Annotated in this window: 10 protein-coding genes and 3 rRNA genes; 1 reads left to right on the top strand and 12 read right to left on the bottom strand. The window is 32.6% G+C overall.

What is annotated here, in order from left to right:
* Positions 1 to 179 precede the first annotated feature (179 nt).
* The 12 genes from N8G13_RS02395 to recA form a co-directional block, all read right to left on the bottom strand.
* Positions 180 to 1,699, bottom strand: a 16S ribosomal RNA gene (locus N8G13_RS02395).
* Between the two features lie 198 nt (positions 1,700 to 1,897).
* Positions 1,898 to 4,794 (bottom strand): 23S ribosomal RNA (locus N8G13_RS02400).
* A 254-nt stretch (positions 4,795 to 5,048) separates the two neighbouring features.
* Positions 5,049 to 6,568 (bottom strand): 16S ribosomal RNA (locus N8G13_RS02405).
* The 16S and 23S rRNA genes sit together here, the layout of an rRNA operon.
* Before the next feature lie 299 nt (positions 6,569 to 6,867).
* On the bottom strand, positions 6,868 to 7,941 hold the full coding sequence (locus N8G13_RS02410) for a nicotinate-nucleotide adenylyltransferase (RefSeq protein WP_262289315.1): 1,074 nt from the start codon (positions 7,939 to 7,941) through the stop codon (positions 6,868 to 6,870).
* Between the two features lie 10 nt (positions 7,942 to 7,951).
* Positions 7,952 to 9,163 carry a Y-family DNA polymerase gene (locus tag N8G13_RS02415; protein WP_262289316.1) on the bottom strand — a complete coding sequence of 404 codons (1,212 nt, stop codon included), beginning with the start codon at positions 9,161 to 9,163 and terminating at the stop codon, positions 7,952 to 7,954.
* Between the two features lie 22 nt (positions 9,164 to 9,185).
* Positions 9,186 to 9,614 (bottom strand): Fe-S cluster assembly sulfur transfer protein SufU, encoded by a 429-nt coding sequence (sufU, locus tag N8G13_RS02420; protein ID WP_262289317.1) that lies wholly within the window; start codon positions 9,612 to 9,614, stop codon positions 9,186 to 9,188.
* Positions 9,601 to 10,758, bottom strand: coding sequence for an aminotransferase class V-fold PLP-dependent enzyme (locus N8G13_RS02425; RefSeq protein WP_262289318.1), 1,158 nt, complete (start codon positions 10,756 to 10,758; stop codon positions 9,601 to 9,603). Before N8G13_RS02425 ends, sufU begins: the two co-directional genes overlap by 14 nt.
* A gap of 14 nt (positions 10,759 to 10,772) precedes the next feature.
* Positions 10,773 to 11,510: a TlyA family RNA methyltransferase gene (locus tag N8G13_RS02430; RefSeq protein WP_262289319.1), complete on the bottom strand. Its 738-nt coding sequence runs from the start codon at positions 11,508 to 11,510 to the stop codon at positions 10,773 to 10,775.
* Positions 11,498 to 11,995, bottom strand: coding sequence for a hypothetical protein (locus N8G13_RS02435; RefSeq protein WP_262289320.1), 498 nt, complete (start codon positions 11,993 to 11,995; stop codon positions 11,498 to 11,500). The genes N8G13_RS02430 and N8G13_RS02435 overlap by 13 nt, the downstream gene beginning before the upstream one ends.
* 1 nt (position 11,996) lies before the next feature.
* Complete coding sequence (locus N8G13_RS02440; RefSeq protein WP_246529882.1) at positions 11,997 to 12,341, bottom strand: transcription antitermination factor NusB; 345 nt, start codon at positions 12,339 to 12,341, stop codon at positions 11,997 to 11,999.
* Positions 12,342 to 12,418: 77 nt separating this feature from the next.
* On the bottom strand, positions 12,419 to 13,234 hold the full coding sequence (locus tag N8G13_RS02445; RefSeq protein ID WP_262289321.1) for a TIGR00282 family metallophosphoesterase: 816 nt from the start codon (positions 13,232 to 13,234) through the stop codon (positions 12,419 to 12,421).
* A 55-nt stretch (positions 13,235 to 13,289) separates the two neighbouring features.
* Positions 13,290 to 14,270: a recombinase RecA gene (recA, locus tag N8G13_RS02450; RefSeq protein WP_262289322.1), complete on the bottom strand. Its 981-nt coding sequence runs from the start codon at positions 14,268 to 14,270 to the stop codon at positions 13,290 to 13,292.
* Between the two features lie 119 nt (positions 14,271 to 14,389).
* Between recA and N8G13_RS02455 the strand changes: the two genes are divergently transcribed.
* Positions 14,390 to 15,310: a site-specific integrase gene (locus N8G13_RS02455; protein ID WP_262289323.1), complete on the top strand. Its 921-nt coding sequence runs from the start codon at positions 14,390 to 14,392 to the stop codon at positions 15,308 to 15,310.
* Positions 15,311 to 15,321: the final 11 nt, after the last annotated feature.

Below are 15,321 nucleotides of genomic sequence, written 5' to 3' on the forward strand. Positions count from 1 at the left end.
TGAAATATTAATATTTACAAATGTCTTTTCTATTCAGTTTTCAAAGAACTATAAGAGAGATAGAACTCTCAAAACTGGATATAAATTTTCATAAATCTTTTTTTTGTAACTGTTAAATGAACTTAAAAAAGTTCATGGTGATATGATTATTATTTTAAATAATCTTATGTACTCCGTAGAAAGGAGGTGATCCATCCCCACGTTCTCGTAGGGATACCTTGTTACGACTTCACCCCAGTCACCAGTCCTACCTTAGACAGTCGTCTCCGAAGTTAACTAACCGGCTTCGGGCATTACCAGCTCCCATGGTGTGACGGGCGGTGTGTACAAGACTCGAGAACGTATTCACCGCAACGTTGCTGATTTGCGATTACTAGCGATTCCGACTTCATGAAGTCGAGTTGCAGACTTCAATCCGAACTGAGATCGGCTTTTTGAGATTTGCTCCACGTCACCGTATTGCATCTCTTTGTACCGACCATTGTAGCACGTGTGTAGCCCCACTCGTAAGAGGCATGATGATTTGACGTCATCCCCACCTTCCTCCTGGTTACCCAGGCAGTATTTCTAGAGTTCTCAGCATAACCTGTTAGTAACTAAAAATAGGGGTTGCGCTCGTTATAGGACTTAACCTAACATCTCACGACACGAGCTGACGACAACCATGCACCATCTGTCATTCCGTTAACCTCCACTATATCTCTATAGCTTTGCGGAAGATGTCAAGAGTGGGTAAGGTTCTCCGCGTATCTTCAAATTAAACCACATGCTCCACCGCTTGTGCGAGTCCCCGTCAATTCCTTTAAGTTTCACTCTTGCGAGCATACTACTCAGGCGGATCATTTAATGCGTTAGCTGCGTCAGTGAATCATCCACCGACTAATGATCATCGTTTACAGCGTGGACTACCAGGGTATCTAATCCTGTTTGCTCCCCACGCTTTCGTCCCTCAGTGTCAATATAGACCCAGTAAGCTGCCTTCGCCTTTGGTGTTCTTCCATATATCTACGCATTTCACCGCTTCACATGGAATTCCGCTTACCTCTATCTAATTCTAGTTTGTCAGTATCTAATGCATACCGGGGTTGAGCCCCGGGCTTTGACACCAGACTTAACAAACAACCTACGAACGCTTTACGCCCAATAATTCCGGATAACGCTTGCGACCTATGTATTACCGCGGCTGCTGGCACATAGTTAGCCATCGCTTTCTGATTGGGTACCGTCAGCTAAAAAGCATTTCCTCTTTTTAGTGTTCTTCCCCAATAACAGCACTTTACAACCCGAAGGCCTTCATCGTGCACGCTGTGTCGCTCCATCAGGCTTTCGCCCATTGTGGAATATTCCCTACTGCTGCCTCCCGTAGGAGTCTGGGCCGTATCTCAGTCCCAGTGTGGCCGTTCAGTTTCTCAACCCGGCTAAACATCATAGTCTTGGTAGGCCATTACCCTACCAACTAACTAATGTTCCGCGCCCTCATCTTTTAGTGAAGCCGTAAAGCTCCTTTCATAATAAATTCATGCGAATATATTACATATCCGGTATTAGCAAACGTTTCCGTTTGTTATCCCAATCTAAAAGGCAGATTAAGCACGTGTTACTCACCCATTCGCCACTAGTAGCAAGCTACTCGTTCGACATGCATGTATTAGGCACACAGCCAGCGTTCATCCTGAGCCAGGATCAAACTCTTAATAATAAATTGAATTGACGATTTATGGTATTTATATCCAGTTTTCAAAGAACTATCACATTTTTTGTTAAATGCTTTAATATTATACACTATTTTTTATTATTTTTTTAAAAAAAAGCATATAAAAACAGAATTCATTTTATTTTTTTCTAGAACTCTGAAAACTGAATAGAAAACTTGTACATTTACCAACATAAAATATAAACTATTAAACCATTGAATTTATTAGTACTGGTCAGCTGAATGTATTACTACACTTACACCTCCAGCCTATCAACCTCATAGTCTATAAGGAATTTCATAGGGAATATTCATCTTTGAGGAGGCTTCCCGCTTAGATGCTTTCAGCGGTTATCCTTTCCGTACTTGGCTACCCAGCTATGCTTCTGGCGAAACAACTGGAACACCATCGGTACGTCCACTCCGGTCCTCTCGTACTAAGAGCAGCTCTCATCAATATTCCAACGCCCACATCAGATAGGAACCGAACTGTCTCACGACGTTCTGAACCCAGCTCGCGTACCGCTTTAATGGGCGAACAGCCCAACCCTTGGAACCGACTCCAGCTCCAGGATGCGATGAGCCGACATCGAGGTGCCAAACCTTCCCGTCGATGTGATCTCTTGGGGAAGATAAGCCTGTTATCCCCGGGGTAGCTTTTATCCGTTGAGCGACGGCCTTTCCATGAAGTACCGCCGGATCACTAAGTCCTGCTTTCGCACCTGCTCGACTTGTAGGTCTCACAGTCAATCACACTTTTACCTTTATGCTCTACATACAGTTTCTGACTGTATTGAGTGTAACTTTGAACGCCTCCGTTACCCTTTAGGAGGCGACCGCCCCAGTCAAACTACCCACCACGCACTGTCCTCCTACCAGATAATGGTAGCAAGTTAGAATTTCAAATTAACAAGGGTGGTATTTCAAGGATGACTCCACTTGGACTAGCGTCCAAGCTTCAAAGTCTCCCACCTATCCTACACATGTTAAGCCAAAATTCAATACGAAGTTATAGTAAAGCTCCACGGGGTCTTTTCGTCTTGATGCGGGAACCCAGCGTTTTCACTGGGACCATAATTTCACCGAGTCCAATGTTGAGACAGTTAAGAGATGATTGCGCCTTTCGTGCAGGTCAGTATTTAGCCGACAAGGAATTTCGCTACCTTAGGACCGTTATAGTTACGGCCGCCGTTCACCCGGGCTTCAAATCAGTGCTTCGCATAGCTAACACATCATCTTAACCTTCGGGCACTGGGCAGGCGTCACCCTATATACATCGTCTTACGACTTAGCATAGAGCTGTGTTTTTGATAAACAGTTCCCCCTCACATTTTACTGCGGCCAATATTTCTATTGGCATCCCTTCTTGCGAACTTACGGGATAATTTTGCAGAGTTCCTTAACATTGGTTTTCTCGCTCGCCTTAGAATACTCATCTTGGGGACGTGTGTTCGTTCTCGGTACAGGTCCCTTAAAGCTTAAGTTAGAAGCTTTTTTAAGAAGCATGGAATCACATAATTCATTACTTTGTTGCCATTTCACTATGCATCACATCTCAAGGTTAAGTTACTAGGGATTTGCCTCCAGTAACCCTCTAAATGCTTACCCCACAATCCGATAAGTGGTAATGCTATCCTTCTCCGTCACTCCATCACACTTTAAGGAAGTACAGGAATATTAACCTGTTGTCCATCGGCTACGCCTTTCGGCCTCGTCTTAGGTCCTGACTAACCCTGGGTGGACGAACCTTGCCCAGGAAACCTTCCCCAATAGGCGTCAGAGATTCTCACTCTGAATCGTTACTCATACCGGCATTCTCACTTCTAAGCGCTCCACTAGTCTTCACAGTCTAGCTTCAATGCCCTTAGAACGCTCTCCTAACGCATTTACATGCCCGTAGCTTCGGTATTGTGTTTTAGTCCCGTTAAATTATTGGCACAGGATCTCTCGACTAGTGAGCTATTACGCACTCTTTAAACGATGGCTGCTTCTAAGCCAACATCCTAGCTGTTTAAGAAATCCCACAACCTTTCTCACTTAACACAATTTTGGGACCTTAGCTGACGATCTGGGTTGTTTCCCTCGCGAGCATCGACGTTATCACCGATGTTCCGACTGCATAGCAATACATAATGGTATTCGGAGTTTGATTATAGTCAGTACAGCTAGGCGCCGCCATTCCATATTCAGTGCTCTACCCCCATTATTTAACACTACACGCTAGCCCTAAAGCTATTTCGAAGAGAACCAGCTATCTCCAAGTTCGATTGGAATTTCACCCCTACCCACAAGTCATCCGGGCACTTTTTAGCGTACTACGGTTCGACCCTCCGCTTAGTTTTACCTAAGTTTCAGTCTGCTCATGGGTAGATCACCTGGTTTCGGGTATATAACAACATACTAAAGCGCCCTATTCAGACTCGATTTCTCTACGGCTTCGCTTTATTCTACTTAACCTAGCATGCTGTCATAACTCGCCGGTCCATACTGCAAGATGTACGCCATCACCCATTAACGGGCTCTGACTAACTGTAAGTAATTGGTTTCAGAATCTATTTCACTCCCCTCTCGGGGTTCTTTTCACCTTTCCCTCACGGTACTAGTTCACTATCGGTGTCTGGTTAGTATTTAGCCTTACCGGATGGTCCCGGCAGATTCAGACAGGGTTTCACGTGCCCCGCCCTACTCGGGATTCAACTAAGAGATTCATAAATTTCGCGTACGGGACTTTCACCCTATATTGTGGAGCATTCCAACTCCTTCTGCTATCTATGAATTTTGTAACTCTATGTAAGTTGTCCCACAACCCCAACAACAAGTGTTGGTTTAGGCTCTTCCCCGTTCGCTCGCCGCTACTCAGGGAATCATTATTTATTTTCTTTTCCTGTTGGTACTAAGATGTTTCAGTTCTCAACGTGTCTCACAATTCTAACTATGTATTCATTAGAATGCAACTAGAGATTAATCTAGTTAGGTTTCCCCATTCGGAAATCCCCGTTTCATAGCTTATTTCCAGCTCCACGAGGCTTATCGCAGGTAATCGCGTCCTTCATCGACTTCCAGACCCAAGGCATCCACCAAAAACTCTTACTTATTTAATAGTATGACCTATTGTCCTAATTTAAAATTAAGAATTAGATATGATTTTGTATTCTATATTGGTTGATCAAAACGTTTGAAATATTAATATTTACAAATGTCTTTTCTATTCAGTTTTCAAAGAACTATAAGAGAGATAGAACTCTCAAAACTGGATATAAATTTTCATAAATCTTTTTTTTGTAACTGTTAAATGAACTTAAAAAAGTTCATGGTGATATGATTATTATTTTAAATAATCTTATGTACTCCGTAGAAAGGAGGTGATCCATCCCCACGTTCTCGTAGGGATACCTTGTTACGACTTCACCCCAGTCACCAGTCCTACCTTAGACAGTCGTCTCCGAAGTTAACTAACCGGCTTCGGGCATTACCAGCTCCCATGGTGTGACGGGCGGTGTGTACAAGACTCGAGAACGTATTCACCGCAACGTTGCTGATTTGCGATTACTAGCGATTCCGACTTCATGAAGTCGAGTTGCAGACTTCAATCCGAACTGAGATCGGCTTTTTGAGATTTGCTCCACGTCACCGTATTGCATCTCTTTGTACCGACCATTGTAGCACGTGTGTAGCCCCACTCGTAAGAGGCATGATGATTTGACGTCATCCCCACCTTCCTCCTGGTTACCCAGGCAGTATTTCTAGAGTTCTCAGCATAACCTGTTAGTAACTAAAAATAGGGGTTGCGCTCGTTATAGGACTTAACCTAACATCTCACGACACGAGCTGACGACAACCATGCACCATCTGTCATTCCGTTAACCTCCACTATATCTCTATAGCTTTGCGGAAGATGTCAAGAGTGGGTAAGGTTCTCCGCGTATCTTCAAATTAAACCACATGCTCCACCGCTTGTGCGAGTCCCCGTCAATTCCTTTAAGTTTCACTCTTGCGAGCATACTACTCAGGCGGATCATTTAATGCGTTAGCTGCGTCAGTGAATCATCCACCGACTAATGATCATCGTTTACAGCGTGGACTACCAGGGTATCTAATCCTGTTTGCTCCCCACGCTTTCGTCCCTCAGTGTCAATATAGACCCAGTAAGCTGCCTTCGCCTTTGGTGTTCTTCCATATATCTACGCATTTCACCGCTTCACATGGAATTCCGCTTACCTCTATCTAATTCTAGTTTGTCAGTATCTAATGCATACCGGGGTTGAGCCCCGGGCTTTGACACCAGACTTAACAAACAACCTACGAACGCTTTACGCCCAATAATTCCGGATAACGCTTGCGACCTATGTATTACCGCGGCTGCTGGCACATAGTTAGCCATCGCTTTCTGATTGGGTACCGTCAGCTAAAAAGCATTTCCTCTTTTTAGTGTTCTTCCCCAATAACAGCACTTTACAACCCGAAGGCCTTCATCGTGCACGCTGTGTCGCTCCATCAGGCTTTCGCCCATTGTGGAATATTCCCTACTGCTGCCTCCCGTAGGAGTCTGGGCCGTATCTCAGTCCCAGTGTGGCCGTTCAGTTTCTCAACCCGGCTAAACATCATAGTCTTGGTAGGCCATTACCCTACCAACTAACTAATGTTCCGCGCCCTCATCTTTTAGTGAAGCCGTAAAGCTCCTTTCATAATAAATTCATGCGAATATATTACATATCCGGTATTAGCAAACGTTTCCGTTTGTTATCCCAATCTAAAAGGCAGATTAAGCACGTGTTACTCACCCATTCGCCACTAGTAGCAAGCTACTCGTTCGACATGCATGTATTAGGCACACAGCCAGCGTTCATCCTGAGCCAGGATCAAACTCTTAATAATAAATTGAATTGACGATTTATGGTATTTATATCCAGTTTTCAAAGAACTATTTTACATAATTTGCAAATAAAATTATACTACAATAATTCAAAATTTTTTTAAAAAAAATAATTTTTTTGTAGATTATTTGTGGATCAATTACTTGCTAATTAATCATATCATATTTTATATTTAATTTTTAAAAAAAATAATTTTTTTTAAATTATTGTCTTGGATTTTTTAAGTAATATATAGAAATTTACTTGCTCTATAATCATATCATAAATAAATTAAAAGCAAGTAAAATTACTTGCCTTTTTTTATATATTTTTTATATATATATTATTTTGTTCTTCAGTTAAAGAATAATTGTTTTCTTTGTAGTGATTTCAGATTTTTAAAACTAGCTTTTTATAACCTTCATCAAAATTTAAAAATACTAATTTACGGTACTCTTGTATACCTTCTCAAGCTCTGCCAGCACATATTTTGTCAGCTACATAAACTATCTTAGATAATGTTGACATAGAGTAATTTAATGTAGTGTGATACTCTATTGCTTTTAATATTTGAGAATTTTTTATTAATAAAACATTTTTTAAATATAAATACCCTGTTTTTTGATGAAGTTGATGATCTTCTATTTTTTTTTCATCAATATTATATCTTTTTAGAAAATTACGATGTTGATCAATAGTTCATTCTTTTGTAATATCATGAAGTAATCCTGCATAATATGCTACTTTTTTAGAATAGTTTAAATGATCTGCTAATTTTAAAGCAAAATCTGCTGCTTGTTTTGAATGTTTATATCTATTAACTGATAATGTATTTCTTAAAATATCTTCTAAATATAAATAATTGTTTGCTATATAATTTTGAACTTCTTTTGTAACCATAGATATATTGCCTTGCCTATATGTAGTAGAAGAAAAATTATATAAAGTATTATTCATCATTTTTATATTATATTTTTTTAAATTTATTTTATTTATATTATTAGAACGACGGTAGCAAACCAATTGCGCAAAATTTTTAAATTCATCAATATTTTTTCATTTATTGATTGAATTTAAATTATCTGAGCCGAATAAAAAGAATAATTTATCATTAGGAAATTTATTTTTAAAATATTTTAAAGTTTCGATTGTATATGAAGGACCTTTTTTGTTGATTTCAAACGCACTAACTTCCATCTTATCTTCTAAAATAAGATTTATCATATTAAATCTATGGTTACAATCAACAGATTTTTGTTTTGTTTTAAAAGGATTAACATAAGCTGGAATAAAAATTAATTTATCTAGACTTAAATTTTCAATTGCATGTTTAGCAATTTTAATATGTCCTTTTGTGATCGGGTCAAAAGTTCCACCATATAAACCTATCTTCATATTTCCTCACTTATATTTTTATTTTATTTTTTGCAACATTTTTATAAGTTTCATTTACAAATTTTGTATTACTAATTTTAGATTTATCTTTATTTTGTAAATCTTTTGCTATTTGCAGAACTTTCTTATTAAACATATAATTAATATTGTTGACTATTTCTTTAGGAGTCTGCTCTTTTCTTTTTTGAAAAAGATCTAAACTCATATCACCATATGATTTTAATTGTGCTACAGTTACTCCAACTCCTCGAAGTGGATTTTCATTTCAATGTTCCCAAAACAAACTACTTATTTGTTTATAAATATCTTCGAAATCAAAAATATTATCATGAATGTTTTGCTGAAAAGAAATTCATATTCCATCCATTTGTCGTAATGATAATTTTACAATAGAACCAAAATTATTATTTGATTTTAATCTCTCAGCAACTTTAAAGGATAAATAACGCAATTGTCTTAAAATGTCTTCTGCAATAAATAAATTATCCATTTCAAAGGTTAAACTATTACCAATAGATTTAACTGTGGTCATAATTTTTTCTTTTTTTATTACATCATTTCCTGAAATTTGCTGTTTAAGAGATCAAAAATTATTTCCTAAATGTTTTTTTAAAATATTAAAATTATCATAATTCACAAAATCTTCAATAGTATTAATACCTTCACTTATTAATTTTTGAGTATTGTGTTTTCCAATCCCAAAAAAATTATTAATAGGTAATTTGTAAAAATGTTTTTTTATATCTTCATTTTTAGTAATTAATATACCATGAGGTTTTGCTAAATTAGTTGACATTTTTGCAAGAAATTTATTGTAACTTATCCCAATTGAACACGGTATTTTAAATACTCTTTTAATTTGTTCTTGAATTTTTTTAGCTTCGTTATAAGCATCTTCATAATTTTTAACTTTTAAACTCATATCGATATAGCATTCATCTATACTATATATTTCTAAATCTTTTGTTACATTATTATATATATAATCAAAAATTCGATTACTAATTAAGTTATAAAATGGTAAGTTAGGTTTTACAAGAATAATATTAGGTATCAAAGTTTTTAATTGATAAACAGGCATACCAACTTTTGCACCTAATTTTTTTGCCTCATAACTTAAAGCGGATGCAATTGATCTTTTTGTATCTTTTGCTATGGCAACAGGAGTATTTCTTAACTCTTCTTTTACTATCCTTTCACAACTTACAAAAAATGAATCCATGTCGATATGAAAAATAATTTGCTTATTCAATATTTAGAGCTTTTTTAAATGATCTAGAAATAATAGTTGCACATTCAACACGATTCATATGAACTCTTACATTTTCAAAAATAATTAAATCTCCCAATATATCAACATTATTAATTTTTGAATTGAAAATCATATTTTCATATTCATTAATTATTAATTTAATTTCATTGATAGTTTTATTTTTTAAAATATCAATCATAATATCGCTTGCGGCCATAAAAATAGAACAACCGATACCATTAAAAGTTGCGTTTTTTAAAATATTATTTTCAACTTCTACATTTAAAACTAAATTATCAGCGCACCCTGTATTAGAATGATCTAAAATGCTTTTTGCATCTTTATGTTCCGAAAAATTGTTTGGTTTTTCATAATGTGAATAAATTATTTCTCTTTTTTCTAAATTGCTATAAGTAGTCAAGAAAATCACCTCCTGTTTTTAATTTATCAATTAATTTATTAACATCTGATTCATCGTTATAAAATCCTAATGAAACTCTTACATAAGTACCTTTTACTTCGCTTATATTTTCCATAAATCATGCACAAAAAGTTCCACTTCTTACATAAATTGAATTATTCCCTAAGTAACTTGCAACATCTTGACTTGCTACATTTTTTACATTAAACAAACAAATTACATCACCTGGTTTAGAATATAAAACAATATTATCAAGCTCTTTTAATTTATTATGTAAATAATAAGAAATTTTAGTAACTTTTTTATTTATATTTTCAAGTCCAATTTCATTTACAAAATCAAGTGCTGAATTTAATTGAAATATTCCTGCAAAATTTTGTGTACCTGCTTCAAAAGCAAGTGGTGATAATACATCTGTGTAATTTAGATATTTTGAAGCTCCACCACCAAATTTTTTAGGTCTTAATTTATTATAAAGTCGTTTTGAAAAAATCATAGAACCTAATCCTGTAGGACCATAAAATTTATTAGCTGACATAATTATTGCATCACAATTTGCAATTGTAACTTTTTTATATGCAATTGCTTGAGCAGCATCATTTATTAAAAACACTTCATTCTCTTTACATAATTTATAAATTTCATCTAAATCGTACTTAACATTAAAATTATTTGTAATTTGACTTAAACAAATAATTTTTGTTTTTGGATTAATCATATTTAATAATTCAGTTTGATCTGAAAAATATTTGTAAGTAACATTTTTATTTTGTAAATAGTAAAAGAAAGGGAGAACATTAGAAGCATGGTTAAATAAAGAAAATAATATTTCGTCGCCATCTTTAACTATATCAGCTACCATCATAGCTATTTGATTTAAACTCTCTGTTGAACCTGATGTAAAAATAACATTTTCTTCATCAGCATCAACTAATGAAGCTAATTTTTGTCTTGTTTGTGTTATAAATGCGCTTGTTTTTAGTCCTAACTTAGAATCCTTTGTTCTGGTTGATATTGAATATTTGGTATAAAAATCATTTCCTGCTTCACAGACTAAATCAGGTTTTAATGCTAGTGCACCATTATCAAAGTAAACTAAATCTGGATTATTTACTAACATTGGAAAACGATTCTTATAATTCATATTTTCACCTTTCATTATATTTTTGTAAATAGTGCAAGATATTCAATATTTTTTGATTTATTTCCTGCAATTGGACTTTTTGCTATATTGTTAAATTGAAATTGGTTTTCTAATGCAAAACCTTTAACTTTTTCAATTAAATAAGGATGATATTGTTCATCAACATATCCACCTGCTTCAACATATTTTGAAGAAGCTTCAAATTGTGGTTTGATTAAAACTACTATTTGCTTTTGTGGATTTAATAAATTTTTTGCAACACTAAAAACATATTTTAAACTAATAAAACTAACATCACAAGTTATTAAATCTAATTCTTCATTAAAATAACTAAGATTTAAATCTTTTACATTGGTCTTTTCATAATTTACTACTTTTTCATTATTAATTAGTGAATTATGTAATTGTGCTTTTCCTACATCTACTGCATAAACTTTTTTTGCATTGTGTTTTAATAAAACATCAACAAATCCACCAGTACTTGCACCAATATCTAAACACACAAAATCTTTTAAATTAATTTTAAATTCTTTAATTGCTTTTAAAAGTTTATAAGATCCTCTTGATACATATTCCTTTTGATTTATTATTTCAATTTTAGAATCTTCTGAAAATTTTAAGGAAGGTAAAAATATTTTGTCACTATTTACTAAAATATTTCCGCTTCTTATTTGCATTTCAGCTTCTAAAATTGTAAATTCAAACTTTTCACTCACAATAATATCTAATCTTTTCTTGACTATTTTACTCATTTTAATATTTGCTTTACATAAAAATTAAAGTTACTACTTGCTTTTTCTAAACTTTCAGAAAATTCGTTAAAAAGTCTACGTTTTTCTTCGTTCATAGTGGTTTCACCACCAATAATAAAAATGTTAGGAACTTTATGTTTTTTATCATAAAAGTAAGTTGAAGTTTGAAAAATATAATAAAGGAATTTTGCAAAACTTTCTCATTTGCAATTTATAAATTGTTCATTAAAAGTAGATTTGTTGTCCATAAAAATATCAACATACATATCTTTTAAAAAATTTTTTTCTAACAATTCATATTCAATTTTTATTAATTCATTTAAAGAAAGTGAACTTTCAAAAAGCAAAAATATTTTTGAAACTAAAAATTGCATTTGTTTATGTTTAAAACGTGATATATATTTTAATGACTTTGGATTTGTATATAGTAATAATTTAAGTTTTCTGATGTTATTGTTAATTTTTTTAATGTTTTCTTGTGTCATATTATTTTTTAAATTTATCTAAAATACTATTAACAAATTTATATGTATTACCTGGACTGTATATTTTTGTAATGTTTATCATTTCATTGATAACCAAGGCCGGATCATTAAAACTCATTTCAAAAACTCCATAAATTAAAATTGCTCTCACTAATGGTTCAATTTGTTCTCATAATCGATCATTTGTGGCTAATTGCAATAAATTTTTAATTTTTGGTAAAGTATTTTTTAATTTTTCTATTGTTTCTACTTTATTTTCATTGATAGTAAGATCATTAAAAATTTTTTCAGTATTTATATCAATTTTAAAAAGTTCACATTGATATAAAACTGTTATATATTCCATCCTTTTTTGCATCCTATCATATGAAAAATTAACGGTTTTTTTAATTTTATTAATCGAGTTCATAAAGTATAAAGTCCTTATTCTATAATATTTATTAATTTTATTTCTTGTTTATTTTTATCTTTTGTCAATTTAAAATAAATAGCATTAATGTGACATGAATTTGGAGAAATTTGGAATTTTGCTCTTGATCCATAACGCATTTTTTCATAAACCTCTTTGTAATTTGCACCAATCGCTGAATTATGAGGTCCACACATTCCAACATCAGTACAATAATAAGTTCCATTAGGTAAAATTCTTGCATCGTTTGTTTGAACGTGGGTATGAGTTCCTAAAACAGCCGATACTTTTCCATCACAATAAAGAGAAAAAACATTTTTTTCACTTGTTGTTTCGCCATGAAAATCAATAATTACAAAATCAGGGTGATGATCATTTAAAATTTCATCTATTTTTGCAAAAAAATCATCTGCAGATTCTTCATTTCAAGGATTCAATAAAATATTAAATTGAATACCCATAATAGATACAATTCCTATAGTAAAATTTTTTACCTTAAATTCACGATATCCGCTTCCTGGATATGTATTTTTTATATTTGCAGGTCTTATTATATCATCGTTATCAATAATATATTTAATTGATTCTTCTGCTCAAACATGATTCCCCAAAGTAAATGCATTGATTCCAATTTCTTTTAATTTATGATATTCTTCAGGTCTAAAACCCTTTCTCCCTGAAACATTTTCGGCTTGCGCTATCAAAAAGTCAGGATTATATTTTGTTTTTATTTCATCCATGTATTTTTTAACTACATTAATACCTGGATCTCCAAAAATATCTCCAAAAAATACTACATTAATTTCTTCATCACTATTTTTTCCATACATAATAATATGATTATAATTTAAAATTATAATAATATATCATAATAAGATATTTTATTTATTCATTTGATATTTTTTCAATTACAAATTCGCTAATTTCTTTTAAAACATCTTCGTGTTGAGCAAGATATATTTTTAAATTAGATTTTCCTTGTGCAATGTTTTGTTCATTGTATGAATATCATGAACCTTTTTTAACTAATATTTGATATTTTTCTGCTAAATCAATAATTTCACCAATTTTATCAATACCTTTTGAAAAAATTATTTCTACATTAGCAGATTTAAATGGTGCAGAAAGTTTGTTTTTTACTATTTTAACTTTAATAGCATTTCCACTTATTTCATTGTTATCAGTTATATTACTTGCTTTTCTTACTTCTGCTCTTATTGATGAATAGAATTTCAAAGCTTTTCCACCTGGTGTTGTTTCTGGATTTCCAAAAATAACACCTACTTTTTCTCTTATTTGATTAATAAAAATTACACTAGTTTCATTTTTTGCCAGACTTGCTGTAATTTTTCTTAATGCTTTTGACATTAATCTAGCTTGACCACCAATGGTTTGATCACGCATTTCTCCTGAAAGTTCTGCTTCAGTTACTAATGCAGCAACAGAATCAACAACAATTAAGTCAATGTTCCCTGATTTTGTTAAAATATCCACTATTTCAAGCGCTTGTTCTCCACTATCTGGTTGTGAAAGAATTAATTCATCAATTTTTACTCCTAAATTACAGGCATAAATTGGATCTATAGAATGTTCTGCATCAATAAATGCAGCAATTCCACCTTCTTTTTGTACTTCTGCAATTGCATGTAATGCTAAAGTAGTTTTTCCACTACTTTCAGGTCCATATATTTCTATAATTCTACCTTTAGGTCAACCATTTATTCCTAAAGCTTTATTGATTGTAAGTGAACCGGTTGAAAATGTTTTGCAACTTAAATTAGGTTTTTGTCCTAAATACATAATTGATTCTTTACCGAATTTTTTTTCTATTTCTTTTAAAATAGATTCAATTTGTGTTTTTTCCATTTTGTCCTCCACTTATAATAAGTAAAAAATCAATAAAAAATAAAAAAAATTATTTTAGTAATTACAATTTTAATATAGTAATTATACATTGTTTTTTTCTGTGGGTTAGGAAGGAAATAATGAAAAAAAACGAAATTTTATTTTATAAATACTTTGAAAATTGAATATCAATATATAAAAAGGGGTCAATTAGAAATATAACGTATTTAAAATACAAATTAACACTGGATTGACTTATTAAATTGGTTCCAAATTTGAGAGTATGTGATATTGATAGAATTACTTATCAAAAAATATTAAATGACTATGCGGTTTATCATGAAAAGCAAACAACTTTAGATTTCCATCATCATTTAAAAAGTTGTATCTTAGATGCTTTTGATGATGGATTAATTTTAGTAAATCCCACAAGAAAAGCAGTTATTAAAGGAAAGTTCCCAAGGGAGAAAAAAACAAAATTTTTAAGTCAATTTGAATTGCAATTACTTTTAAAAGAATTAAAACTAGAAGATAAATTGAATTTTGATTGATTGATTTTTTTAGTTGCAAAAACCGGAATGCGTTTTTCAGAAGCATTAGGAATTACTCCAAAAGATTTTGATTTTACAAGACAAACTTTAAGTGTAAATAAAACATGAGATTATAAAGAAAATACTGGATTTGCACTAACAAAAAACAAAACTTCAAATAGAAAAATACAATTAGATTGATTAACTAGTTCAAAATTTGCATTTTTAATTAAGGATCTTGAAATAGACAAACCAATTTTTGTTTTTAAAGAACGCATTTTTAATTCAACCATTAACGATCGATTAGAGCGCTGTTGTAAAAAAGCAAATATTCCAGTAATTTCTATTCACGGTTTACGTCACACACATGCATCTATTTTATTATATGCAGGGGTATCTATTGCGTCAGTTGCAAAACGTCTAGGTCATGCAAGCATGAATACAACTGAAAAAATTTATCTTCACATTATAAATGAACTTGAAAATAAAGATATAGATCTTGTAATGAGATCTATATCCAATTTATTTTAATATTATATAAC

The organism is Mycoplasma zalophi (assembly GCF_025486335.1).
Lineage (GTDB): Bacteria > Bacillota_I > Bacilli_A > Mycoplasmatales > Metamycoplasmataceae > Metamycoplasma > Metamycoplasma zalophi.